Origin of the sequence: Cardinium endosymbiont of Philonthus spinipes, from assembly GCF_964030745.1 — a bacterium.
Lineage (GTDB): Bacteria > Bacteroidota > Bacteroidia > Cytophagales > Amoebophilaceae > Cardinium.
In genome coordinates this window covers 308,429-333,372 of the sequence record NZ_OZ034918.1, presented here as the reverse complement: position 1 = coordinate 333,372, position 24,944 = coordinate 308,429, and the positions used below count along the sequence as shown (strand labels likewise).

The window sequence follows — 24,944 nt, the reverse complement described above, 5'->3', positions numbered from 1 at the left end:
TCATACTTATAATCAGGTAAAAAAATAAGATAAAAGTATCTATTCACGCCTGTGGCTGGGCCCCTTATCTCCTTATCAGCCATTTGCTTTTTCAGAAAAAGGTAGTACCCTTCCTCCCCCTATTTTCTATTTTAGTCTGCAAGAATCCTATTGTATAATTCAAAAACCTTGTATATATTAATTTTTTAACACTACAACAACACATTTCGTCATTTTACATACCCATGGCCTTAATCGTCCTATTTTGGATATTATATAAATTTGCCTTAGTTTTTATTTTTTCTTGCACTGGAAATCAAACAAAAAAGACTTTACACATATTCCGAACAAGTTATATATTGGATCAGCAAATAAGCAATAAAGCAGCATCAAATCTCCCTGCTGGCAAACGAGCTAGAGTAGCGCTACAAAATTTTTCTTCGGGCGAAGAGGGATCAAGCCAAAATAAAAAAAGGAAACCATCTGAGCGTCCACTACCGCCTGATCTAATCCTCAATAAAGAAAGCGCAACTGTTCAAATATCATCAAGCATACGCAATAATCATGTTACCGCTACTGGTACGGAGGTGGTTGCTCCAGCTAATTTGAATAAAAGTCAAAATATATCTGCTCAAGACAGTACAATAAAAAACAGACTAAAACATACAATCAACAATGATACTAGTCTCCATAGTACTCCAGACAAGGATACAAAAGAGTGGTTAGACAGTTTGCCCAATACAAATTTTTTTAAATGGTTAAAACGGGAAATAAGTAATGCGCCAAATAGCCAATTATGTAAAAAAATAGTAGCCCAACTTATTGCTTTGCGCAAATTGAAGGTGCCCTCTACGTTCACGAGTAGTATATGTGCACAATGCACGAATCTAGACCGCTATGGTGATTTCCTGAATAAAGTTTTGGTAAAATGTGAGCCGTCTGGGTATGCACTAACACCTAAACTACAGAAGATATTTCAACATGGTATTAAGCTGAGCAATCTATCCAGTATGTTAGGTGGCGCTGGTCATAAATCCGCTGAAGCATTTGAAGCGTTAATCAATACGCTAACCAATCAGAAAAATCGGAAAAAGCTTAAAAAGTTAAAAGCATTAGGCTTTGAGGCAAGCAATCTATCCAGTATGGTAAATGGCGCTGGTCATAAATGCGCTGAAACATTTGAAGCGTTAATCAATACGCTAACCAATCCGGAAAATTGGGAAAAGCTTAAAAAGTTAAAAGCATTAGGGTTTGAAGTAAGCAATCTATCCAGTATGGTACATAGGGCTGGTACCAAATCCCCTGAAGCATTTGAGCAGTTAATCAATAAGCTAACCAATCCGGAAAATCGGGAAAAGCTTAAAAAGTTAAAAGCATTAGGGTTTGAAGTAAGCAATCTATCCAGTATGGTAAATGGCGCTGGTAACAAATCTGCTGAAGCGTTTGAAGCGTTAATTCATAAGCTAAGCGATGAGAATATACTGGACAATCTTAAAAAATTAAAAGACTTAGGGTTTGAAGTAAGCAATCTATCCAGTATGTTAAATAGCGCTAGTAACAAATCCGCTGAAGCGTTTGAAGCGTTAATCCATAAGCTAAGCGATCAGAATATACTGGACAATCTTAAAAAATTAAAAGACTTAGGCTTTGAAGTAAGCAATCTATCCAGTATGGTAAATGGCGCTGGTCATAAATCCCCTGAAGCATTTGAGCAGTTAATCAATAAGCTAGGCGATGAGAATATACGGGACAATCTTAAAAAATTAAAAGACTTAGGCTTTGAAGTAAGCAATCTATCCAGTATGGTAAGTGGCGCTGGTCATAAATCCGCTGAAGCGTTTGAAGCGTTAATTCATAAGCTAAGCGATGAGAATATACGGGACAATCTTAAAAAATTAAAAGACTTAGGCTTTGAAGTAAGCAATCTATCCAGTATGGTAAATGGCGCTGGTCATAAATCCCCTGAAGCATTTGAGCAGTTAATCAATAAGCTAACCAATAAAGAGAGCTTCTCTAAGCTTGAAACATTACAAGCACAAGGTATTCAGTGTGGTCATTTATCTGCCCTGGTAAGAGGATCAGGTATGAAAGCATTTGATGCATTAAACGATGTAATCAACATACTAACCAACGACAAATATCTTGACACCATAAAAAAGGTTTCTGCTGCTATCTATACCACCCCAGATGTAATCAATAAAAATGATGAAATTTTGGTAAGTAGCAAGGCAAGTAAGCTGCTAAAAGCTATAGGAGATTTGAGAAAACAACCATCTATTAATGACCCAAGCGAACATAGACAATTCAAGAAGTTTTTAACAGATTGCTATGCTAAAGGTAACCATGTAGAGGATAGTCTTTTGGAAGTACAAAGAGTCTCTAATGATGACCCTAGGAAAAGTTTGCATGGACAAGATAAAGTAGTAGCTAAAAAAAAGATAATCAAGGGTACTATACTAGGTATTTATACCGGTATATTGCTATGTGAGGAAGACCCTATCGATCATGCAGTTGAGTTTGCTTATTTAGCTACAAAAGGCATTTATGGGGTAAATAAACTAAATAGTTATAGTTTTGGTATCGACCTTGATACATCTGTCCCACTCTATCTGAGTGCATGCGGAAGAGGGAATATTTTAGCCAAGATTAATGCCAATCAGACTTATGATGCTCAATCTAATGACCATCAAGCCAATAAACCCAATATATTAGCCTTATGGAGTAGTTGTGATGGAGTGACACCATTTATATTGTTTTCTGCAACGCAGGATATTCCGGCTAACACAGAGCTGTTATTGGATTATGGTCAACTATACTGGTCTGATCATAATGGTAATGATGATGTGTCTAATCCAGATGCCAATGCCTATAGGTCTTGCTTAGCGCAAAAAAAACATTACGTAGGGCAAAGCAACAGTATAATGGTACTGAAATTGTTTAACAAACACAACCCTGACTTATATCAAAAATTATTAGAATATATAGAGACCCCTTGCTTTAATGCATTAGAAGGTAAAGATAGAATGGTAGAATGCAGAAAAATTGATGATGCCAACACAATAGATTATCGTATATACAAACTGCCAGGCGAAGCAGCTATAGGGAAACCATCTCAAGATTATTACTCAATTGACTGGAATCCATCTGTTGGATTGGATGCATTGAACAAATATACTTATCTATTCACGCCTGTGGCTGCCCCCCTTATCTCCTTCGATAAAAAGTCTGGCCCGATAGTAAATAGTTTCTAAGAAACTTCATTCTATATTCTATGAAGTTTCTTTTTTGGGTATAACCCGCGGTGTGGGTGGGGGCTGAACAATAGATTGTTTTATTGCCTTTACTGCGCACCAAATCTTTTATCGGTGGCCATAAGTGCTGCGCATACCAATACTCCATGTAAAAAATAAGGAGCCAATAATTTGTAGAAATACCACAAACTTTGTTTTTTAAACTAAAAATCCTTATTATAAATTTTAACATGCATTAGCCATATAATGATTGTTTTTTTAACCATTCCCTTTATGATCTGCTTGAATATGCCGCTATATATAGTGGCGACTTTTTTGGTATTAACCTTGGTGGTAGGTATCTACTTTAGTAGAAAAAAAACCAATTTTCGAGAATATGCAGTGGGAAATAAGCAATTTGCTACCGCTACTTTGGTGGCTACGGTATTGGCTACTTTGTATGGAGGAGGCGGGCTAATACGTAATATAGAGTCTACGCATCAGCTTGGGTTATGGTGGGTGCTCCTTGTTATTTTAGATTCCTCCGGTTTCTGGGTTATTAGTAAGTTAGCATTGCGTATGGGTCCATTTATGGGCCATTTTTCTATGGCAGAGACGATTGGTAGTATCTATGGCAAGTATCCAAGGGTTATGGCTGCTCTGGTTGGTATTTGTGGTAGTATCGTTTCGATTACCATTCAAATTAATGTAATATCTAAGGCGATTATTATGTGTTTGGGTGCGATTGACCCCCGTATACCCACGATATTTGCTACTTTACTGCTTATTTTTTATGCCAGTTTCGGGGGTGTTCGTGCCGTTACCTTTACAGATGTATTGCAGTTTCTAACCTTTTCTATTATTATTCCTCTTTTGGCTTGGTTTGTCTTTGTAAAAGTAGGTAAACCAGTTTCAGAAATTGTGCCTATACTGCAGAACGAATCTAAGTTTCAATTTAGTACTGTATTCCATTCTAGTGCCAAGTTAGTGAGTATGTTGCTACTACTTCTATCTTTGATAATATGGTATATAAACCCTGCACTTATGCAACGTGTATATATGTCTTCTGGCCCTATACAGGCTCGAAAAGTTTTTTCTCATGCAATTCTTTTTAATATTATTATAATTTCTTTTATCATTCTAATTGGCCTATTTGTCTTTGCAGGAGCACCAGATTTACCTAAAGAAGGGGTTTGGGGCTATGTAGTAGCCCATATCCCTTCTACCTTTAAAGGATTTGTTGCGATTAGTTTACTGGCTATGGCTATGTCTTCAGCTGATTCTGATTTAAACGCTTGTTCTGTTATGGTGAGCCATGATATAGTGAAAAGCATACAAAAGGAAAAAGAAATAGCTGATGTGCATCAGCTTAAAATAGCTCGATGGACTACGCTAGTGGTGGGCCTATTGGCTATGTTGCTAGCTTTTCGTTGTCAAGACCTATTAACATTAATGTATTGGAGCCTTGATTTTTTTGTGCCTATAAGCGTTGCTCCTTTTATCTTAGCTATTTTTGGCTTTCGTGGTACTGCCCGTACTGCTTTGATTGGTATGGCTACAGGCGTGCTTACTATTTTAGCCTGGAACAAATGGATTGTGCCCTTAACAGAGATGGATGGCTCCTTTATTGCTATGCTGGCCAATGGATTGGCTATGCTGGTTGCACACTATTTACTCAAGCAGCCAGAAAGTTCAGGTTGGGTTGGTCCGGATCACCAATTTAAACAAATACAACAGGCACATGCGCGTAAGCGGGCGGAACGAAAAGAGGCTTTTAAAAATGGTTGGGCCAATAGAAAAGTTACATTGGCCAGCCTGCTGCCTAGTGATGCTGCCGTACGTTTAACGGGCCTCTATATGGTTACTACTGCTGTTTTGGATTATTGGTTTATTAAACCAGATCATATCTATTGGGCTGTATGCCAAGGCCTTTTAGGTGCGCTTTTTACCTCTTCTAAAACTTTCTTTAGCAAGTCGGTACCTGATTGGTTTGTTGGCCTGGTTTGGCTGATAGGGTTATCGGTTTACCTTCCTGTCCATCTGCTTTGGCAATGGTGGCATCTGATAGACCCAATCTTTACTGCATCTTTATCTTTGACCCATTATGCGATCATCTTATGGGTACTCCCCGTCTACTTGGGTATAGGAATTGTAGCCACTACTTTATCCTTAGCTATTTATCCCATTGCTACTGGATTGTCTTTTCCACTATTATTTTCCCTATTTCCTCTATTTATAGCGAATCTACTAGTGTTTGTTATCATCATTGGATTGAAGGTCAAAATGGGTAGCTATACTACGCAAATTCTTTACTTAAAGCATCAAGAAAAGATTAGAGCAGCCCAAAAGCTAAAAGCCTCCCTCTATGACTCAGCTATAGTGCCGGATGCTATGGTGCGTAAGGCCAAAGGATATGGCACTATTTTAACGCAAGTAATAGGCAAAATTGAGGAATCTATCTCTTTTTTAGATAGTAATGTTCCTCTTTATAAGCAAGACTTCCAGAGTATTATCAATAAACTTTATGATTGGGTAGCCTACTTCAATAGGAGGGCCAAGGCTAAAAAGCATGCCCTGTTGCAACCTACTAAAATTGCCTTAGACAAGCTGCTTCGCAAAGTGGAGTTGGCCTTGTCGCAAGAGGTAGCGGACCCACCTAGGTTATTGGTAGAACAAGCAAGTGATCTGTATGAGCCGTCTTCTGGCCATATTGTATGTGATATCAACCAAGTAGTCTATTTATTGGTTCAGGCTGTTTTGCGTATTGGTAAGCTAGAAGAAGCTTGTGGACCAGTTGTGCGCATACAGCTCCATCCGACTGCTTTGCGGTTTAAGCAAGCTGATCCTGTTGATGGGAACCATCCTGCTTATATGCTTTTTCAAGCTACAGCTTTGTTAATAAGCCAGGCTACTGTGGCTCCTGAGCTGCAAGTAAAGGAGTGCTATGATGATGTGGTAGAGGCTAGCCATCATCAAGCATGCGAAGAAACGTCACTATCCGTAGATCTTCAGCAGGAAACTATTTCAAGTATTGTTGGCGCCCATTATGGCTATTTGGAAATACTGGATACTAGCAATCAACCCGCCATGTTACTGATACTTCCTAATGACGTCACAGATATCTTGAGTAAGATGACTGCTAAACTACCACTAGATTGTTTAAGCTCAGCATCTCCTGTCACCCCTAAGGAACAGGCAGATTCGATGATGACATTGATGCAGTTCTATGACTATGTCTCCAAATCTTCTTATCAATCAGATCCTATTGATGCAGGTACAGTTTCTCATCTGCTTTTATTATTGCGAGAACATTTTGGCTTTAAGCGGCATGCTTCGGGTCAATTGTTTTATGTACGTGCGGTAGGCATTGCTGAATTGGTGGTAGATTGGGTTTTTCACTCTCCTAAAGTGATTTATGCCTCTTTGCTCTATGAATTGGTACGCCATACCTGTTTGCCGCTCTCTTATGTGAAGGAGCATTATAACTTAGGCGTCTATGCCTTTGTATTGAATGTAGTAGGGATAGATAAGCGGCAAGCGCTGGATCACCCTTCATTGCTGTATGTGCAGAATCGCTTGAAGGAAGCACTTAAGGAAGATCATATACAGCTTTCTGTTCTATTTATCAAACTAGCCGAACGACTCTATGACCTACGACATGCTGCAGGTTATATTCATCTAACAGAGGTTCACCATATGGCACAGGAAACCCTTGCCATAGATGTTAAGCTAGCCAATACATACTTGGCTCCAGAGATAGGTGCAGCATTGGAAAATGCAGCTAAAAAGGCACTGGAGCTTTGTAAGGATATCAGCAAAGGTGAAGAAAAAGAGCAAGGCAGTTAGTTGGTCTATCTGCTTTCAGCGCATAATGTTTAGCTTGTTGAGTGCTTTCCTATATTTATGGGCATTTTTTACATGCTCTGTATAATCATGCGTAAAGTAATGTAATCCTGAAAAGTCTTCCTTAGCTGAAAAAAATAGGTAGTCATGGGGTATATAATTAAGTACCGCATCAATCATGGCTATGCTAGGTAAACCAATAGGCCCAGGTGGCAATCCCTTTTTACGATAAGAATTATAAGGGGAGTTGATGTAAGTATCCTTTTGCAACACTCTATTAACAACTGATTGTTTTTTTCTTAGCGCATAAACAAGCATTGGACAGGATTGAAGACGCATGTTGCGTTTGAGTCTATTGAGATAGACACCGGCAATCAAAGCGGCCTCTTTTAGGTCGTTTGTTTCTGCTTGCACAATCGAAGCCAAAATGGAAACTTGAGTGGGACTTAATTGTATCTGCTTTGCTTTGTGCATCCGTGTGCTATTCCAGAAATGTTGATAGGCCAAATGCATTTTTGATAATAATTGTTCGGGCGTAATGTTCCAGTATACTTCATAGCTGTTTGGAATAAACATGGTTAATACATTTTCTGGCGTAAATCCATAGGAAGATAGCTTTTTAGGATCATCTAGTAAAGCAGCTAGTGCTTCCTTGTTTATGCCTATACGACGCACCAGTTGATCTACTAAAGAAGCTTTATTAGCCGCAGTAGAAAAGGTAAGCTTAACGGGGTGTTGCCTACCACCACGTAACATGCTAACTACTTGCCAATTATTCATATTGCCAAGTAGTTGATATTGGCCAGGTGTGCAACGGGGATGATACCTCAGTAAATAGGCCGCCCATAAAAAAGTAACGCCATATTTTATATATCCCTCTTTTTGTAGCTGCTCTTTGAGCTGGTGGCGTGTGCACCCTCTTGGAATAATCAACAAACGATTGGGAGGGTAAATATTGGGATGGCCCAGTATGGCATACAGGGTAATGGAAAGCAAAAATCCTAGCCCAACCATCCATTGTATGCTTTTTTTTAAATAAGCAATAGTGTAAGGGGAAGTCAGGCCTAGCATAGATTATATCGTATACTTATACTTCCAATGGGCTGCCTCACCATGCTCTGCTATATAATCCATTCGTTCTGTACGGATTTGTACCTCTAATTGCCCATATTTATAGGTTTCAAAGGTAAGATGCAGCGATTCATAACTACTGTCTCTTGGTGTACTGATCCAGTCCCGCATAATACTGCACATTGGCTTGTACAGACTACTAATAATACCAAGCATTCTCCAACAGGCTACTTTTTCCTCTTGCAACGTTTTACCATCCATATTGGTTAGAATGATTCTGATCGCAGTAAGGTCATGTATTTGGTCGAAATTAATCTTCAATTTTTGAATTTTATGCCAAATAGAGTAAACAGACTTAATCCGTTTTTTGATGATAAAATTAATGCCACGTGCTTGGAGGGCGGCCTGAACTTCCTCTGCAATAAGGTTTAACTTTTGTTGCCTTTTCATTTTGGTCATGCCCAGCTTGGCTGTAATGGCATAGTAACCCAGTGTATCTGTATGCTTTAACCAAAAATCTGCTAGTTTGGTTTGGATATCATACATCCGCATCCTATGGGAAAGTGGAATATAAAAATACTTTAACTCAAGTAGCAGTTGTGTACTAGAATGGATTAACGCCAACTCTAGATTTTCAAAAGTTACACCGCTACAATGGACACGAATGATGTCACAAATTTGTAGTAAAATGGCTAAGATATGGTGGCAATGTATGTCAGGATGGCTTGGATAGTTTCGAATGGTGTCATTGCGTAATCTATAGCCCTTGAGTGCTTCTAGCTCCCTTAGTATGGAGGCTACTTTTGTGTCGAATTGTTTTTCAACGGCTGCTGCTTCAATCAATCCTACTAGAAAAGCTGGCGTTAAGAGTGCAGCTATAGCAGTGGAGAGATCTAAAGACATCTCTGTAGCTGCAATGATTGCTACTTGTAACGACTCTTTTGCGCAACGTTTTAACGTTGTTAGTTCTACTTGCTTTTCAAACTGCTCTGCACATGTATAGGCCTCCTGGAGGGTGCACCAGGCTTGTTGCATATCAGTTGGGTTTTGGCTTACCGCTCTTGCAAGTTGATGGAGGTTCCAAGTATGTACATCAGGGACGTCATTTCTTTTCATCATTCTGTACAGTCAAAAAAAAAATCACACTAGCCAGTTCCATAAGTTTTATACCGTTGGCTGATCACTTGCTATTAAAGTAAGCATTCTCCCCCTAAAGTTACAAACGTATCATGCCAGCAACAAAAATAAGTAGCTGTCTTATAAAAATACTAAATTCCTAAAAAAACTTTTGACTTACTTGTACTGCTTGTTTGTATTGTCAAAGGGTCTCATTATCTTTACAGGAAATTTATAAAATTTACAATTTTTAATCCATGGTTACAACTATTTCAGGGAGCTACCATATACCGGTCATGGCCGATGAGGTGATGCAAGGTTTGGCCGTAGTACCAACAGGCCACTATGCAGATCTTACTTTTGGGGGTGGGGGGCATGCGACAAGGATAGTTGAATCGCTTTCTAGTGGCCATTTGTTTGCCTTTGATAAGGACCCAGAGGCTGCTAAAATGGCTGGATTGTTTACAGGGAAACCTTTTACCTTTATCAGAGCCCCATTTCGGTTTGTAAAGGAGTTTATAAGCTTTTATGGCATCGCACAACTAGATGGCTTATTGGCAGATTTAGGAACCTCCTCTTACCAAATAGATACCCCGGAACGGGGTTTTTCTACTCGATTTGATGGCACGTTGGATATGAGGATGGATCCCAATGACCCACATTCGGCCCAACAGGTGGTCAATACCTATACAGTAGAACAGCTGGCGAATTTATTGCATTTTTATGGCGAGGTGGCCCCCGCAACCGCTATTGCCAAGGCAATTGTAAAGGCACGTGGCGTTGCGCCTATTGCAACGACCTATCAATTGAAAGCTATTATTGAACCTTTTGCACCTAAGCTAAAGGTAAATCAGTATCTTGCAAAGGTCTTTCAAGCATTTCGTATTGAAGTGAATAATGAACTGGCTGCATTAGAGGGGTTGTTACAGCGTAGTGTTGAATTGGTTAAACCTAAAGGACGCTTGGCGATTATTGCGTATCACTCTTTAGAGGATCGATTGGTTAAAAACTTTTTTAATACAGGGAATGTATTAGGGCAAGTGCAACAAGATGCTTATGGGAACCTCATACGGCCTTTTGTTCCATTACAAAAAAAGCCTTTTATACCTTCTCAAGAAGAGCTTAGTAAAAACAATCGTGCCCGAAGTGCACGATTACGGATAGCGGTACGTGTTGCCTAACCCTATTTGGCTAGACAATAGTATACAGTCTATCAATTTTTTAACCATCATGAATGAATAATGATTATACCGTTTGTTGCACTTTTTCTTTCAGCATTGATAGGTGGTTTAGTGGTTATTGGGAAATGTTCCATGAACTTGCTGCCCCGCTTGCTAACTTTTTCCGGTGGTTACCTATTGGCCAATACCTTGCTGCATCTTATGCCTGAGCTTTTTATTGCTAAGGTTATGCCGATGCATGTGGGCGGGTATATCATGATTGGCTTTTTTTTACAGCGTTTTATTGAAACTTTTAGTGCAGGTGTAGAACATGGTCATGCTATTGCGCCCACTTCAGGCCATTGTTGTGTAAAAAACTATAAAATGCTTTCTTTTTTAGCTTCTATAGCATTACACGCCCTCTTAGATGGCACGCTGTTGGCACATGGTCATGTCGATTATGCTCCTCAAGAGGGGCTTTTACTCGGCATGATGCTCCATAAATTTCTAGAGGCGGTTGCTTTAATGAGTGTATTGGGCAGCTTTACCTTATCCTTAAGACAAAAGTTGCGCTACTTGGTGTTGTTTGCTTTGGCCTCTCCAGTAGGGTTGTGGCTTAGTAGCTATGCGAATTATTATATTTCTGATTATGGTAGCATCATAGTATTATCTATTGTAACGGGTAATTTTTTGTACATTTCCGCCACCATGCTTTTTGAAGCAAGTCCCAATCATCACTCAAACCGGCTTACTTTGTGGACCAGTTTATTTGGGGCTGGATTGGCGGCGTTGGTTGAATTTTTATTTTGAAGCCTAACAAATGGGTTTCGCAAGAAGTCTAATTTAATTTGCGCTAACCAATTATGGACCCATCTGATATCAGTAAGGAGATCAAACGTTTGGTGAATTTAATTCGCTATTATAATGAGTGCTATTTTCAAAAGGGGATTTCTCAAATTTCTGATTATGCCTATGACCAATTGTTGGAACAGCTGGCTCGGTTGGAGGAGGCTTATCCCCATTTAAAGCATCCGGATTCCCCTACTCAGGTGGTTGGAGAACAGCCTTCTAAAGCGTTTGCAGTGGTCTATCACCAAACGCCCATGCTTTCTTTGGCGAAAACCTATTCAGAGGAAGCGTTAGAGCAATTTGTTACAAGGGTGAAAAGAATGGTTCCCAATGCGATTGTAGACTTTATATGTGAACCTAAAATAGATGGTGTGGCATTGAGCCTACTCTATGAAAAAGGCAATTTGGTGCGTGTGGTGACCCGAGGTGATGGCCAAAAAGGTGATGATATAACCGGTCATGCTATCCAATGTTTGCACTTGCCCCAAAAAATTCAAGGCGCTCCATCTGCCTCTTTTGAGGTGCGTGGCGAAGCCTTTATGCCCAAGGCTGTTTTTCAAGCATTAAATAATAAACGTAAAGCAGAAGGCGCACCCTTATGGGCAAATCCCCGTAATATTACAGCAGGTACATTAAAGGCATTAGATATAGACTTGGTAAAAGATCGTCAATTGGCATTTTATGGCTATAGTTTTTATGCTACATCCTATCATTGTCCTACGCAAGAAGCAGCTCTAGTGCTATTGGATAGCTTAGGCTTTGCGACTCCGCCTACCTATAAAGTGTGTCATAATGTTATGGATATTATGGCCTATATCCATTATTGGGCGCAACATAAAAAAGATTTGCCTGTTGAGATGGATGGCATCGTGATAAAAGTAAACAACCTCCATCAGCAACACATTATTGGTATGACTGCAAAATCACCCCGTTGGGCCATTGCCTATAAATATCAACCAGAGATGGCACATTCTATATTGGAAAAGGTGACCTTTCAGGTGGGAAGAACGGGCGCGGTTACGCCAGTGGCCCATTTTACCCCTATTCCACTGGCCGGAACTATGGTGCGTCGTGCATCTTTGCATAATGCAGATGAAATCGCTAGGCGAGATCTCTATTTGGGCGATACCATTTTTATTGAGAAAGGCGGTGATATTATTCCTAAGGTAGTGGGTGTAGATAGGGCGCGCCGTAACAAAACCAGTAAGCCCATTGTTTTTATCCATAGTTGCCCTGTTTGTGGTACACCGCTCCATCGAACAACAGGGTCTGTGGCCTACTATTGCCCCAATAAACAGCAATGTTTGCCTCAGTTAAAAGGCGCTTTATTGCATTTTGCCCATCGAAAAGCTATGGATATTGATACCTTGGGGCCTAAAACGATTGATGCATTATTTGAAGCTAAGTTGGTGCAAAATATAGCAGATCTTTATACGTTGCGTTACGAGGCAGTCAACCGGTTAGAAGGATTTCAATCCATATCTACACAAAAATTATTATTTAACATTGAGGCATCCAAAAAAAAACCTTTTGATAGACTATTGTTTGCCTTGGGTATTAAACATATAGGGGAGACGGTAGCCAAGAAACTGGCGTTACACTTTAGATCTATGGACCGTTTGAAACAGGCTACTGCAACCCAACTATTGGCGCTACCAGATATTGGAGAAAAAATTGTGCGGAGCATACTGGATTACTTACAGGATCCTTACCAGCAAGTCATTTTGCATCGGCTTGAAGCTGCCGGATTGCAGTTTGCGTTACCCCAAACCGTTGATACCGTTTTGCCATTGTCCTCAAAAAATTTTGTTATTTCGGGTACCTTTCAAAAATTTACCAGGGAGGAATTGACACGATCCATTGAACAAGCAGGAGGAAGGGTTTTGACTTCCATGTCTGCTAAGGTGGATTATTTGGTTTCAGGAACTAAAGCTGGCCCATCCAAGTTGGCCAAGGCAATGGAGTGGGCGATTCCAATTCTAGAAGAAAATGATTTTATAAAGATGATACAATGATGCGTCTATACTTAGGTTTTAAGTTTTTTGTTTTAGGAATCGTTGCGCGGTATGCCTCAAAACAACATAAGGCCCTTGCGCGCAGCAATGTAGGGTTGAATAAAGCAACTACCATAGGCGTATTGTATAGCTATGAAAGTCCTGCGAAGCATGAGGTAGTACAACGTTTGATTCGGGATTTAAAAAATTTGGATAAGCAGGTTAGTGTGCTCTGTTATATTACAGGTAAAGATCGGATGCATGCCAGTAGTAATTTGCGTTATGCTTTTGGCCATAAGGCCATTACCATTTTAGGGAAGGTAAAAAGTGATCGTATAAAAAAGTTTATAGAGACCCCTTTTGATTACATGTTTCATGTAGACTTGACCACGAATCCACTATTGGATTATATCGTAGCCAAACATCCTGCTAAATGTCGTGTGGGTCATTTTGATCCTATGCGTAAAAATTTATTTGAAGTAATGGTAAAGGTAAGCCGAACCGCTCCAGTTGAAGATATGAAAAGGTTGGCCGGACAGATGTTACACTATACAGGATGTATGGAGGGGTAGCAAACTATCGCAGCTGAGTAAGATAGGCTTGCTTAAAAAAGTATACTAGTATATGAAATCAATTTTTTTAGTCCAGTATAGTCTATTAAATTTACGTCTAAAATTTCCATCTTAATTTTATTTATTGTCGATATCCTATGCATTACAAAAATATGACACAAAACAGTAGGCTTGTTTGTTTATCTATCTTTCTTTGGGCTACCATTTTAGCAGCTACTTTTGGCCATGCTCCTATAGAAGGAAAGAAGAAGCCAGATAAAACTCAGAGACTGAAGCGTAATCTAGGTGACATCGATATACATCTACGCGATGGTCAAGGCAATACGCGTTTGCATGTAGCAGTAAGCGAGAATGATCGATGGATGGTACTGGCATTATTAGAAAACGGCATCGACAGAAATTTACAAAATGATCAAGGAAATACTCCTTTACATGTGGCAGTGAGCGGAAATAAGCGGAAAATAGTCCCAATATTATTGAATAATGGAGCCGATATAAATCGGCGCGATGGTCAAGGCCATACGCCTTTGTATTTAGCAGTAAGGGAAAGCAATTTGGAAATCGTCCAAGCATTACTGAACAAGGGAGCTGATATAAGTCTTCGAAAAGATAAAGGGCATCCCTATTATACTACAGGGTATACGCCTTTGCATCTAGCCGCAAGTGGAAATAGCCGAAAAATAGTCCAAGCGTTATTGGAAAGTGGTGCTGACATAAATCTAAAAACCGATTGCGGACATACGCCTCTCCATTTAGCAATTGCGCAGTGGAATCTAAAAATAATCAAGACATTATTGGAAAAGGGCGCGCGAGTAGATATAGAAGGTAGGCAGGGATATAGGCCTTTGCATTTAGCGCTGATTCAATTATCAATCAGGAATTCAGGACTATTTATGAGTAACGAAGAGCGTAAGCATAATCTTGAAACATTTCAAGAAATATTTCAAGAGCTATTGAAGTTTAATGTTGATGTAAATTTAGGGGCTAATGGAAATTTCCCTTTGCTTGAAGCAGTAGCCGAATCTAATCTAAAAATAGTGCAAGCACTATTGGAAAATGGCGCTGATATAAATGTACGAGATGCTCATGGGGGTACTGTTTTGCATGTCGCAGTCTATAATAACCTTGATGCAACAATATTGCAAGAATTATTTAAATATGATCTTGATGTAAACGTACAAGATCATGAAGGAAACACTCCGTTGCATAAAGCGCTAGAGTGTAGTCAAAGATTGAACCTAGAAATATTGCAAGAATTATTGAAAGACAAACACAAGGTTGACATAAATGTACAAAACCGTCAAGGCAATACGCCTTTACATATAGCAGCCTATCTCCGCAATCTAAAAATCTTTCGACTATTATTGAAGCATGGTGCTAATAAAAATGTAAAGAATAATGAAGGCCATACTCCTTTAGATTTAAAAAAACGGTTTAGGAAGTAAGCATAAGGCTAATCAATTACTGGCACTGCGTTTCCTGCGATTATTCATCAATCTGGTCACGTCACAAAAAAATTCCGCCAGAAAAAAGTATTTAGAATGAGCGATAGCTGGGAGCATGAAACCGTCAAATAAAGAAGGGCTCAGTAAACAGACAAATAAATCGTAAAAGCGGTGGAAAATAACTTTGAGAAAAATAAGTTTCCTGCTAGGAATCTAGGCAACTGTTTCTTATCATGGATATCTATTTAGATAATGCAGCTACTACCCAATTAGATCCAGAAGTATTGGCATCTATGATGCCTTATATGGCTAATTTATGTGGGAATCCCTCTTCTGTGCATCGTTATGGCTGCCGTGCAAAAGCAGCTCTTGAAAAATCCAGAAAAAAAATAGCCGCTTTATTGGATGTTGCACCTGCTGAAATAGTTTTTACCTCTGGTGGTACAGAAGGGAACAATATGTTATTGAAAGGTATTATAGATGCCATGCACATTGCGCATGTGTTAACCTCTCCATTAGAGCACCTTGCAGTGCGGATGCCGTTAGAAGCACTGGCCAAACAGGGCAAAATTACATTATCCTATCTGCGGGTTAGCCAGGCTGGGGACTTTACATTGGATGAAGTAGAAGCCTGGCTAAAAAGACACCCACATGCTTTGGTCAGTTTGATGCAGGTCAATCATGAAATTGGCAATATAACAGATATAGCAGCTGTTGGACAGATTTGTCGAAGATATGGCGCATTTTTGCATTCAGATATGATTCAAGCCATCTATGGTTGTTTTCCTGATTTCCTATCTTGTCACCTTGCTGTTGGTTCCGCCCATAAAATACATGGACCTAAAGGAGTTGGATTTGTGTATATTGATGCAAAAACCTCTGTTGCGCCCCTTATCGCCGGAGGAAGCCAAGAGTTAAACATGCGCGGCGGAACTGAAAATGTTCCTTACATTGTTGGAATGGCTAAAGCGCTAGCCATCGCTTTTCGGGACAGGGAAAAAATTGTCACCCATTTGTTAGCCATTAAGCAACATATGATTGCCTTATTGAAAAAGCATATCCCTGATATAATTTTTAATGGTCATAGCGAAAGCTTAACCCAGAGTAGTCCCCATCTCTTAAATATTTCATTGCCCGACTCGCAAGCACACGATATGCTCATCTACAATTTAGATATTCATGGTATAGCGGCTTCTACAGGCAGTGCTTGTACCAGTGGCAGTGCGTTAGGTTCGTCTGTTATAGCTGCTTTACAGAAAAAAAACAGCCATGCCATACGTTTTTCTTTTAGCAAGTATACTACCCATATAGAGGTTGAACAAACTGTTGCTATGCTGGCGAAACTGTATGCAAAGTAAAGACCTTCTGCAAAATCTATTTCTAATGGCAATTTTGGTGTCGAAGCTTGTCTATGCTCCTCAAATACATCTAGTATTCTGCGGTGCTCGACTGCGCTTCTCCTAAAAATTGCTGATCACAAATAGCTTTTGCAGAAGGTCTTAATCTGCACAACCTATTTCTAATGGCAATTTGTATCTATTCACGCCTGTGTCTGGGCCCCTTATCTCCTTCGATAAAAAGTCTGGCCCGATAGTAAATAGCTGAATCGATATCTTTTTCAGCGGGAAAATCGTGAACTCAGCCCGCAAGCGGGCTTCAGACAGACGATTTGAGGCCGTTGTGATAGGTTGAAGGTATAATTTTGATTAATCTTCCAGGGTTATTTCCTTGCCATATTTGATGTTATAGTGGTATAAAACTATTTATTTACTGATTTTTTAGTCATTTTCAATCTATTTTGGACACACCATTCCCCTAGATACCTCTTAATATGATGTTTGGGGACCTATATAAGTTATAGGCTATTGCCTCCATAACATGTTGCGTATGGGTTTTAGCAAGGCCTATATATCTGGCTCCTGAGCTACGGAACCAACTTTTAATACTTCCAAATACCCGTTCTACTTTATAGCGCGTTTTAGATACTAATTTATTAAACCGTTTAGCAGTGGGTGATAAAGGATTGTTTCTAGCCCCTTTTTTCTGAATAGCTGATTTTAACTTCTTTTTCTTTAGTAAATTTTCGTTGGGCGACCCGCTATAGCCTTTATCTGCATAGAGTCTGCTGCCTGATTTTAGCCTTACTTTATCCAATAATACCTGTAAATGCCCACTATCATGACTAGATGCTTTTGTGGTACCTACGGCTAGCACCAACCCCTCTTTGCTTTCCACAAGAACATGCCGCTTATAGCCATAGTAGAGATGATGGCCTTTTTTTATCCAACTTGCTTCTGGATCTACTCCTTTTTGATAACTTTCAGCTGTGGTTATGGTTCCATCTTCATGCAGATCGTAGCTTTTTTTACCTTTAGGGCGTCTAGGGGTAGGGGTAATAGAAGCATCTACAGCTGCTGAACCGTTTTGAACCAATACACCATGATCAGATAGCTGATTATTAATGATATGCAATAACTTTTCTAAAGCATTCTTCTCTGTAAGGGTAGTTCTAAATCTACTTAGTACACTATGATCTGGAACAGAACTATCCATCGAAATACCACAAAATCTGCTAAAAGTGATACGATCATTCACTTCTTCTTCGACTGCATAGTCGCTCAAGCCATACCACGTCTGTAGCAATAGCATTTTGAATAGAAGCAGAGGACTATAGGCCGGTTTGCCTGATAAACGTAAACCTTTAGGATAATGTAATCGGAGTGCTTTTTCTACTACTGACCAATTAACTAGCTTGTTGATTTGATCAAAGAAAGTGTGTTTGCACTTACGCTTATTGGCGGAAATATCTGAAAAACTTAATTGCTTAGTTTGCTTGAGCGACATACACAATATTATTAAAAGTTTTAAGCATCAATACCTAAAAAAATCAATAGAATTTAACCTTTTTTTACCTTCTTCTAAAAAATAAAAAGATACTTTTTATGGCAAATCGTAAAGGTCTATTGCAACGGCCTCGATTTTCTAATCCGCTGAAAATATATCGCTCAGGGGTTAGTGTTTTACTAGACCTCTTGCAAAACCTATTTCTAATGGCAATTTTGGTGTCGAAGCTTGTCTATGCTCCTCAAATACATTAAGTATTCTGCGGTGCTCGACTACACTTCTCCTAAAAATTGCTCATCACAAAGTAGGTTTTGCAAGAGGTCTAGTAGAGCGCCATTTTTTTATCGAAGGAGACTCGGGGCTGATAATGATAAGAAAAGCTATCGGTGGTCATAAGTGCTGTGTATACCAGTACCAATACTCCATGTAAAAAATGCTGTTCTATTTAATAGTCAATAATATTTATGTCTTAAGCCTGCGCCATTGCATGAACGGATACGGTAATTTTGGTGTTGCTTTTGCAGAAGGCCTTAAGCTGTTTAGTCAAGTAATAAGTAACTTTTGGTAACTTTAAAGTTCTATATCCCTATATGGGTCGTATTGTATGATCTGTACACCAAACTCATGTAGAAAATTTAACCCCTCCTCGTAATCTAAGTTTTTATAAGCTGCATACGAATCCTTGTATACAACTTTTTTAATACCCACACTAAATAAGATACGGGCACAAGGCAGACAGGGCGAAAGGGTAGTATAGAGCACCCCATCTTTGACATTAACGTGATTGGTTAATGCATACAGTACAGCATTTTGCTCTGCATGAATGGCTAAGCCACAACTTCCTTTTATATTTCTGGCGCAGCCTGTTTTAGGCCATACCTCATCGCAATTATAGGTGCCAGGTGGCGGCCCATTGTATCCTATGGAAATAATTCGAGTCTCTTTGGTTAATACAGCACCTACCTTCTTTTTAATACAGTGTGATCGTTGGGCCAATTGTATGGCCAATGACATAAAAATATGATCAAATGTAGGTTTTTGCCCCATTAATTTTACTGCTATATATGGACTGTTTTCAAAACAGGCTTATGCCCACGGATTTGTAGGAGACACGATGTGGAAGCTGCTTCCTATAAATGTAACCAATATAAGGAAAAAGTTAACTCTATTTTTCCCTCTATGCTTAAAGTCAACTTATTACAGCAGCAAATCCAATCCTTTTTTATAAATTTATGCAGCGATATAATTAATTTTTTGATTTCATAAAAAAATAATGTCCCATACTGGAAAAATTATTCAAATTATAGGTCCTGTAGTTGATGTCCGTTTTAATGAAGAAGCTAGCTTACCTAGCATATTGAACGCATTGCATATTAAAGCTTCTACTGGTAAATTGATTACCTTAGAGTGCCAACAACACCTGGGTGAGCATTGTGTGCGCGCCATTGCTATGGAGGGTACAGAAGGATTAACGCGTGGGCTAGAGGTAATAGATACAGGTGCCCCAATTCGAGTGCCTGTAGGCGATGCGGTACGTGGTCGTCTTTTTAATGTTACAGGGACAGCTATAGATGGCATGGCCCAACCAGCAACCGATCAGCAGCTACCTATTCATAGAGCGGTGCCACCTTTTGACCAACTCTCTTCTACAACAGAAATCCTCTATACCGGTATCAAGGTAATTGATCTACTTGCCCCTTATGTGAAGGGGGGTAAAATTGGATTGTTTGGTGGTGCAGGTGTAGGTAAAACGGTTTTGATTATGGAACTGATTGATAACATTGCTAAATCTTATAATGGTCTTTCTGTATTTGCTGGTGTAGGAGAACGGACCCGTGAGGGCAATGACCTTTTACGAGAAATGATTGAGGCCGGTGTAATCAATTATGGAGAAGCATTTGCCCAAGCTATGGAGCGCGGTGATTGGGACCTTAGTAAGGTAGATCATGAAGCATTGAAAACCTCTCAAGCTACGCTTGTCTTTGGTCAAATGAATGAATCCCCTGGTGCAAGGGCGCGTGTCGCACTGACTGGACTCTCTATTGCAGAATATTTTCGTGACCATGGTGAAGGTGAAAAAGGGAAAGATATCCTCTTTTTTATTGACAATATTTTTCGTTTTACCCAAGCTGGTGCAGAAATTTCTGCTTTATTGGGGCGTATACCCTCTGCCGTAGGTTATCAGCCAACCTTGGCCACAGAGATGGGTGCCATGCAAGAACGCATTACCTCTGTGAAACATGGCTCTATTACCTCTGTGCAAGCGGTTTATGTCCCGGCAGATGATTTAACAGATCCTGCTCCTGCTACTACTTTTACCCATTTAGATACGACTACTGTTCTTTCCAGAAGGATAGCAGCGCTTGGCATTTATCCGGCGGTAGATCCCTTAGCCTCTTCTTCCAGAGCATTAAATCCTGAAGTCCTAGGCGATCTCCACTATGAGACCGCCCAGAAAGTAAAAAGAACCCTCCAACGTTATAAAGAATTACAAGATATTATAGCCATTTTGGGTATGGATGAGCTTTCAGAGGAAGATATACAGACGGTTTACCGTGCTAGAAAGGTCGAGCGGTTTTTATCGCAGCCATTTAATGTGGCAGAAAGATTTACAGGGATTAAAGGTGCGCGGGTACCTATAGAGGAGACCATTAAGGGATTTAATATGATCATTGATGGAGCGGTAGATCACTTGCCTGAAATGGCTTTTAATTTAGTTGGGACTATTGAACAGGCGATTGCCAAAGGGGAAAAATTGCTAGCCAATCAGCATTAAGCAAACCACTAATACTGCTTTGGAGCAATCACTGGCGTGCCTTTATAGATCGCTTAAACGCATGCTGTAGCCCGTAGCCCATTTAAAAAAATGGGGTTCTTTATTTTATAGGCTTGCTAATTTGATCTTTATCCTATTTATTTGTAAGATAGGGAGGGAGTGTGAGTAGGAATGAGTGGAAGATAATAAGTGGGAACGGATAAGGGATATTGGATATCCCTGTTGTATGAACATAATTGAATATTAAAATTTTACTGTAATGAATTATAGATTGTTATCTACATTGGCATTTGTTGCCTCTATGTATACTGTTGCGCAAGCGAATCATCCGTCTAAGGTTATAGAGCAGCCTCAAGTAGCACCATCTAGATTAGCGGTTGCATATGTAGATGTAGCATATGTTTTAGAAAATCTACCAGAAGCTAAAAAAAATAGAACTGAAATTCAGAGCTTTGAAGTGCAATTAACCAATCAGATTCAAACAAAATTCAAAGAGTATCAAGAAAAGGTTGAGGTGTATCGGGAGCAAGTAAATACCCTTTCGGAAGTTCAAAGAAAACAGAAAGAAATAGAATTACAGAACTTGGGACGTGCTATTCAAGAGCTTGAGGAGCAAAGGCCTGCTAAGATGACAGAAAAGTATAAGACGGTTATGCAGCCCCTCCATGACAAAATGCAAGAGGTTATTAATAAGATTAAAGCGGAGCAAAAGTATAATTTAATTTTGAATAAAAGTACTGATGTGGGGCCGGTAGTACTTGCGGCTGATGAGTCGTTTAACATTTCTGATCTTGTATTGGCACAACTTAAAGCAATGGAGCCTAAAGCGCCACAACAGCCTGTAATAGGTCCGAAAGATCAGCCTAAAGCTAAAACAGTTCCAGCCAAGCCTGGCAAGAAAAAGTAAATCATTCATTCTTCCGTGCGCTTACATAAGCATAGAGGGGGGTATATTGGCTGCTAAAGGAAATAGTGGCCAATAGCTCACTTTTTATATCAATTTTTATAAATTTGTTTTGAGGGTATCTCGTTTGAGTAGGCTTTTTGCTTGTAGCTTCTTGCTATTGCTCTTTATCTATTGGGTGTTCCACCGCTGTGGTGGTGAAACAAGGAGACAAGATGTACAAAAGGAGGCTTTTATTGCGCGTGTAGGTAAGCAATATTTATATCCATCTGACCTTTCTTCTATGGATCTTTTCCAGGGTGATACGGCAGAGGCCGATTTTTTCATTAAAAAGTATGTGGAAGAATGGGCATGTAAACAGCTCCTTATTGCCCAAGCAAACCATCAATCTATTCAGCCTTCTATGGAAGGTAAGTTAAGCGATTATAAAAATGATCTACTAGCATATCATTTTTTAGAAACCCTTGTTCAAGCTGAGTTTAATGCCAATGTATCATCGGAAGAAATAGCAGACTATTACCAAAAGCATAAGCAACGTGACTTTATATTGCATCATGATATTGTAAAGGGTATCTTTTTGGCGATTCCCAAAAAGGCGGGTTGTATTAATTCTGTAAAGTCGCTCATGTTATCAAACAAAGCTGCAGACCTAAAAAAATTACAAGTATGCTGTAAGCCTTATACCCATACTGCTATATTAGAAGCCGATCAATGGTTTGCTTGGGAAGCTGTTTTGGCTAAAGTTGGTTACCGACCACTTGGGGATGCAACTAGATTGTTAAAAACCAATAAATTCATTCATGCAGCAGGCCGGAAACATATCTATTTTTTAAAAATAAATCAGTATCAATTGGCACAAGAAATTGCTCCACTGGCAGTAGTGGCAGATCGTATTAAGGCCATTATACTACATAAAAGGAGATTGGATCTGGTTAACAAAATAAAATGTAAACTCTTAGAAGATGCTAAAAAAAACCATACCTGTATTATTCAAATACATTAAAAGCCTTGCACCTGCTCTTGTTGTGTTTATTTGCGCTTCGTGGCCTGTAGCTAGGGCGAATAATACACTATTGTTGGATAAGGTAATTGCTACTGTCAATCAAGAGCTGATTTTGCATTCTGATTTAGAAGAAGCATGTAGGCAATTGGCTTTAGAAGGTAAGGTAATCAATGCATCTGTAAAGATGCACTTGTTGCGGGAGTTGGTTTTAAACAAGATTTTCTTGTCAAAGGCTATGTTGCACGATGTTAAAATTCCCAAAGCCCATATTCAACGGGCCTGTGATGGTAGAATAGCTGCTTTGATACGGCAGTTAGGTTCTGAAGAAAAGCTTGCTCAGGTTGCCCATCAATCTATCTACGATATTAAGAAAGGGTTAAAGCAGCGGTTCAAGGCAGAATATTTGGCCTCATGGGTTTACCAATACCTTACACAAGATGTAGTGGTGCGGCCAGCAGAGGTAAAAGCTTATTTTAATGGCTTGCCGCCAAATGATCGTCCTTACTATCCTGCTGCTGTTCAGGTACATCAGCTGGTGATCTATCCTAAGGTAGCTTCAGCAAGGCAAGAGGCAGTCAAAAGTAAACTCTTGCATCTAAAGCAGTTATTGCTAGATGGGGAGGGGACCTTTGCTGAATTGGCCAAGCAACATTCCGAGGATCCCCATTCTGCTGCTAAGGGCGGTGAAATTGGGTGGGTATCTTTAGGTATATTGACACCGACTTATGAGTCTACTGCGCTTTCGCTCAAACTTGGTGAGGTAAGTGATCCTATTGCCTCTGAATATGGCTTCCATCTTATAGAGCTTATAGGGCGCAATAAGGACCAGTATAATACCCGTCATATCCTGCAGACTGTCAAACCCACAGAAGAAGAGATTCGATTAACAGAAGTGGAATTGAATGCTATTAAGGCAAAAATAATTGCTGGTACATTGACCTTTGAAGCAGCTGTGCAGCAATACTCAGAAGACAAGGAAACGGTTGCTCAAGGGGGATTGATTGCAAATAATCAGCAAGGGGGCGATCTTTTACCTGGCCGGTGCATGCCTGTTGAAGCCTTGGATCCAGAAGTCTATTTTGCCATTGATGGGCTGGAGGAAGGAGCAGTCAGTAAGCCTCAGTATATGCGCACACCTTATGGACCAGCTTGGCGGTTGCTTTATCTTAAACAAAAAATAGAGGCTCATCCAATGAATCTTGTGCAGGATTATGAAAAGCTCTATCATGACTTGTTGCAACAGAAAAAAAAAGAGGCAGTTGATAAGTGGATTCAAACTGCTAAATCGCAATGTGTCATTAGTTTTGCTCCAGAATATCGCGCAGTGGAACAGTTGCTTTGATCGCTCGTTGTTAGTGAGTAAATGCCCCCAACTTTTTGCCGAGGGCTTGAGTTTTATCCGACGCCTTTCCTTATTCGCACCCAGAATCCCCTGCTTGCAAAATTTCTTTTGGTATGTCTTGCTTTTTTTGAACTTTAGGGGGTAGCGGAGGGACGGTTGTTTGTACCTCTTCTGTTTGTTCTATTATTTGAACTGCTTGCTGCGCATCTACTTGCTGTGTTGACATTACATCAATAGAGCATGTAACATCTGTTTGCTCAGCTTCTTGCTGCTTTGGGCCTACTACTGGCTCAGGATCCATACCATGGCTGCTATTGTTGCAAGCAGTCATAAAAGATGACCCTGTTATGGTAGCTATTATATACCATGCTATAACATGGCTAATATGTTTTGGTAGTCTGTGTGTCTTGTTCATGATATGATTCGTTTTAGATTTACGTTATCTCTACTTAGGAAATAGCCCATTAGACCATGTTTATAGTCTATTGTACTTTTCCCCATTTGATCTAATCCATGCACGATATTGTGCATGCGTGAAGCAATTGTTAGATGCTTATCAGCCCAACTCAAAAAAGAAAGCAACAACTCCATGCTCAAAAGCAACAACTCATGCTCATAATTTATACTACATAATTTTTTGCATTTGTACAATACGAAAAGGAATGGCTGTTATAAACCGTTCCAAAACTAGACCTTCTGCAAAACCTATTGCTAATGGCAATTTGGGTCTCGAAGTTTGTCTATGCTCCTCAAATACATCTAGTATGCTGCGGTGCTCGACTGCACTGCTCCTAAAAATTGCTGATCATAAATAGC

At 39.7% G+C, this 24,944-nt stretch carries 18 protein-coding genes; 12 read left to right on the top strand and 6 right to left on the bottom strand.

Annotated features, from left to right (window positions below):
• The first annotated feature begins 224 nt into the window (after positions 1 to 224).
• Entirely contained in the window at positions 225 to 3,230 is a 3,006-nt protein-coding gene (locus tag AAHM81_RS01345; RefSeq protein WP_342265567.1) for a hypothetical protein, read from the top strand.
• A 273-nt stretch (positions 3,231 to 3,503) separates the two neighbouring features.
• Positions 3,504 to 7,055, top strand: coding sequence for a sodium:solute symporter family transporter (locus AAHM81_RS01340; protein WP_342265566.1), 3,552 nt, complete (start codon positions 3,504 to 3,506; stop codon positions 7,053 to 7,055).
• Positions 7,056 to 7,070: 15 nt separating this feature from the next.
• Here AAHM81_RS01340 and mltG read toward each other — a convergent pair whose 3' ends face one another.
• On the bottom strand, positions 7,071 to 8,123 hold the full coding sequence (gene mltG, locus AAHM81_RS01335; protein WP_342265565.1) for an endolytic transglycosylase MltG: 1,053 nt from the start codon (positions 8,121 to 8,123) through the stop codon (positions 7,071 to 7,073).
• Between the two features lie 3 nt (positions 8,124 to 8,126).
• Positions 8,127 to 9,242 (bottom strand): bifunctional (p)ppGpp synthetase/guanosine-3',5'-bis(diphosphate) 3'-pyrophosphohydrolase, encoded by a 1,116-nt coding sequence (locus AAHM81_RS01330; RefSeq protein WP_342265564.1) that lies wholly within the window; start codon positions 9,240 to 9,242, stop codon positions 8,127 to 8,129.
• A gap of 254 nt (positions 9,243 to 9,496) precedes the next feature.
• Between AAHM81_RS01330 and rsmH the strand changes: the two genes are divergently transcribed.
• The 6 genes from rsmH to AAHM81_RS01300 all read left to right on the top strand — a co-directional run bounded on the left by rsmH (position 9,497) and on the right by AAHM81_RS01300 (position 16,617).
• Positions 9,497 to 10,420, top strand: coding sequence for a 16S rRNA (cytosine(1402)-N(4))-methyltransferase RsmH (gene rsmH, locus AAHM81_RS01325; RefSeq protein ID WP_342265563.1), 924 nt, complete (start codon positions 9,497 to 9,499; stop codon positions 10,418 to 10,420).
• 60 nt (positions 10,421 to 10,480) lie between these two features.
• Positions 10,481 to 11,209: a ZIP family metal transporter gene (locus AAHM81_RS01320; RefSeq protein WP_342265562.1), complete on the top strand. Its 729-nt coding sequence runs from the start codon at positions 10,481 to 10,483 to the stop codon at positions 11,207 to 11,209.
• Positions 11,210 to 11,262: 53 nt separating this feature from the next.
• Positions 11,263 to 13,263 (top strand): NAD-dependent DNA ligase LigA, encoded by a 2,001-nt coding sequence (ligA, locus tag AAHM81_RS01315; RefSeq protein WP_342265561.1) that lies wholly within the window; start codon positions 11,263 to 11,265, stop codon positions 13,261 to 13,263.
• Entirely contained in the window at positions 13,260 to 13,814 is a 555-nt protein-coding gene (locus AAHM81_RS01310; protein ID WP_342265560.1) for a DUF6913 domain-containing protein, read from the top strand. Before ligA ends, AAHM81_RS01310 begins: the two co-directional genes overlap by 4 nt.
• 137 nt (positions 13,815 to 13,951) lie before the next feature.
• A complete protein-coding gene (locus AAHM81_RS01305; RefSeq protein WP_342265559.1) occupies positions 13,952 to 15,259 on the top strand; it encodes an ankyrin repeat domain-containing protein in 1,308 nt (435 codons plus the stop codon).
• A gap of 233 nt (positions 15,260 to 15,492) precedes the next feature.
• Positions 15,493 to 16,617 carry a cysteine desulfurase family protein gene (locus AAHM81_RS01300; protein ID WP_342265558.1) on the top strand — a complete coding sequence of 375 codons (1,125 nt, stop codon included), beginning with the start codon at positions 15,493 to 15,495 and terminating at the stop codon, positions 16,615 to 16,617.
• A gap of 457 nt (positions 16,618 to 17,074) precedes the next feature.
• Here the strand turns inward: AAHM81_RS01300 and AAHM81_RS01295 are convergent, their stop codons facing one another.
• Entirely contained in the window at positions 17,075 to 18,103 is a 1,029-nt protein-coding gene (locus AAHM81_RS01295) for an IS5 family transposase (RefSeq protein WP_342264943.1), read from the bottom strand.
• A gap of 570 nt (positions 18,104 to 18,673) precedes the next feature.
• Positions 18,674 to 19,150, bottom strand: a complete 477-nt coding sequence (locus AAHM81_RS01290; RefSeq protein WP_342265557.1) for a dCMP deaminase family protein — start codon at positions 19,148 to 19,150, stop codon at positions 18,674 to 18,676.
• Between the two features lie 226 nt (positions 19,151 to 19,376).
• On the opposite strand from AAHM81_RS01290, the gene atpD reads away from it, so the two are divergent.
• The 4 genes from atpD (at position 19,377) to AAHM81_RS01270 (ending at position 24,128) form a co-directional block, all read left to right on the top strand.
• On the top strand, positions 19,377 to 20,879 hold the full coding sequence (gene atpD, locus AAHM81_RS01285) for a F0F1 ATP synthase subunit beta (protein ID WP_342265556.1): 1,503 nt from the start codon (positions 19,377 to 19,379) through the stop codon (positions 20,877 to 20,879).
• Between the two features lie 259 nt (positions 20,880 to 21,138).
• The gene (locus tag AAHM81_RS01280; RefSeq protein ID WP_342265555.1) at positions 21,139 to 21,786 is read left to right on the top strand and encodes an OmpH family outer membrane protein; all 648 of its coding nucleotides are present in this window, start codon (positions 21,139 to 21,141) and stop codon (positions 21,784 to 21,786) included.
• Positions 21,787 to 21,895: 109 nt separating this feature from the next.
• A complete protein-coding gene (locus tag AAHM81_RS01275) occupies positions 21,896 to 22,786 on the top strand; it encodes a hypothetical protein (protein WP_342265554.1) in 891 nt (296 codons plus the stop codon).
• Positions 22,746 to 24,128, top strand: a complete 1,383-nt coding sequence (locus tag AAHM81_RS01270) for a peptidylprolyl isomerase (protein WP_342265553.1) — start codon at positions 22,746 to 22,748, stop codon at positions 24,126 to 24,128. The genes AAHM81_RS01275 and AAHM81_RS01270 overlap by 41 nt, the downstream gene beginning before the upstream one ends.
• A gap of 70 nt (positions 24,129 to 24,198) precedes the next feature.
• On the opposite strand, the gene AAHM81_RS01265 is transcribed toward AAHM81_RS01270, so the two are convergent.
• Entirely contained in the window at positions 24,199 to 24,543 is a 345-nt protein-coding gene (locus AAHM81_RS01265; protein ID WP_342265552.1) for a hypothetical protein, read from the bottom strand.
• Positions 24,540 to 24,734: a hypothetical protein gene (locus AAHM81_RS01260; protein WP_342265551.1), complete on the bottom strand. Its 195-nt coding sequence runs from the start codon at positions 24,732 to 24,734 to the stop codon at positions 24,540 to 24,542. The genes AAHM81_RS01265 and AAHM81_RS01260 overlap by 4 nt, the downstream gene beginning before the upstream one ends.
• Positions 24,735 to 24,944: the final 210 nt, after the last annotated feature.

Bases quoted from the DNA above. Each gene is read 5' to 3' on its own strand.
- AAHM81_RS01345 (WP_342265567.1), top strand. From the start codon at position 225: ATGGCCTTAATCGTCCTATTTTGGATATTATATAAATTTGCCTTAGTT.
- AAHM81_RS01340 (WP_342265566.1), top strand. From the start codon at position 3,504: ATGATCTGCTTGAATATGCCGCTATATATAGTGGCGACTTTTTTGGTA.
- mltG (WP_342265565.1), bottom strand. From the start codon at position 8,123: ATGCTAGGCCTGACTTCCCCTTACACTATTGCTTATTTAAAAAAAAGC.
- AAHM81_RS01330 (WP_342265564.1), bottom strand. From the start codon at position 9,242: ATGATGAAAAGAAATGACGTCCCTGATGTACATACTTGGAACCTCCAT.
- rsmH (WP_342265563.1), top strand. From the start codon at position 9,497: ATGGTTACAACTATTTCAGGGAGCTACCATATACCGGTCATGGCCGAT.
- AAHM81_RS01320 (WP_342265562.1), top strand. From the start codon at position 10,481: ATGATTATACCGTTTGTTGCACTTTTTCTTTCAGCATTGATAGGTGGT.
- ligA (WP_342265561.1), top strand. From the start codon at position 11,263: ATGGACCCATCTGATATCAGTAAGGAGATCAAACGTTTGGTGAATTTA.
- AAHM81_RS01310 (WP_342265560.1), top strand. From the start codon at position 13,260: ATGATGCGTCTATACTTAGGTTTTAAGTTTTTTGTTTTAGGAATCGTT.
- AAHM81_RS01305 (WP_342265559.1), top strand. From the start codon at position 13,952: ATGCATTACAAAAATATGACACAAAACAGTAGGCTTGTTTGTTTATCT.
- AAHM81_RS01300 (WP_342265558.1), top strand. From the start codon at position 15,493: ATGGATATCTATTTAGATAATGCAGCTACTACCCAATTAGATCCAGAA.
- AAHM81_RS01295 (WP_342264943.1), bottom strand. From the start codon at position 18,103: ATGTCGCTCAAGCAAACTAAGCAATTAAGTTTTTCAGATATTTCCGCC.
- AAHM81_RS01290 (WP_342265557.1), bottom strand. From the start codon at position 19,150: ATGGGGCAAAAACCTACATTTGATCATATTTTTATGTCATTGGCCATA.
- atpD (WP_342265556.1), top strand. From the start codon at position 19,377: ATGTCCCATACTGGAAAAATTATTCAAATTATAGGTCCTGTAGTTGAT.
- AAHM81_RS01280 (WP_342265555.1), top strand. From the start codon at position 21,139: ATGAATTATAGATTGTTATCTACATTGGCATTTGTTGCCTCTATGTAT.
- AAHM81_RS01270 (WP_342265553.1), top strand. From the start codon at position 22,746: ATGCTAAAAAAAACCATACCTGTATTATTCAAATACATTAAAAGCCTT.
- AAHM81_RS01265 (WP_342265552.1), bottom strand. From the start codon at position 24,543: ATGAACAAGACACACAGACTACCAAAACATATTAGCCATGTTATAGCA.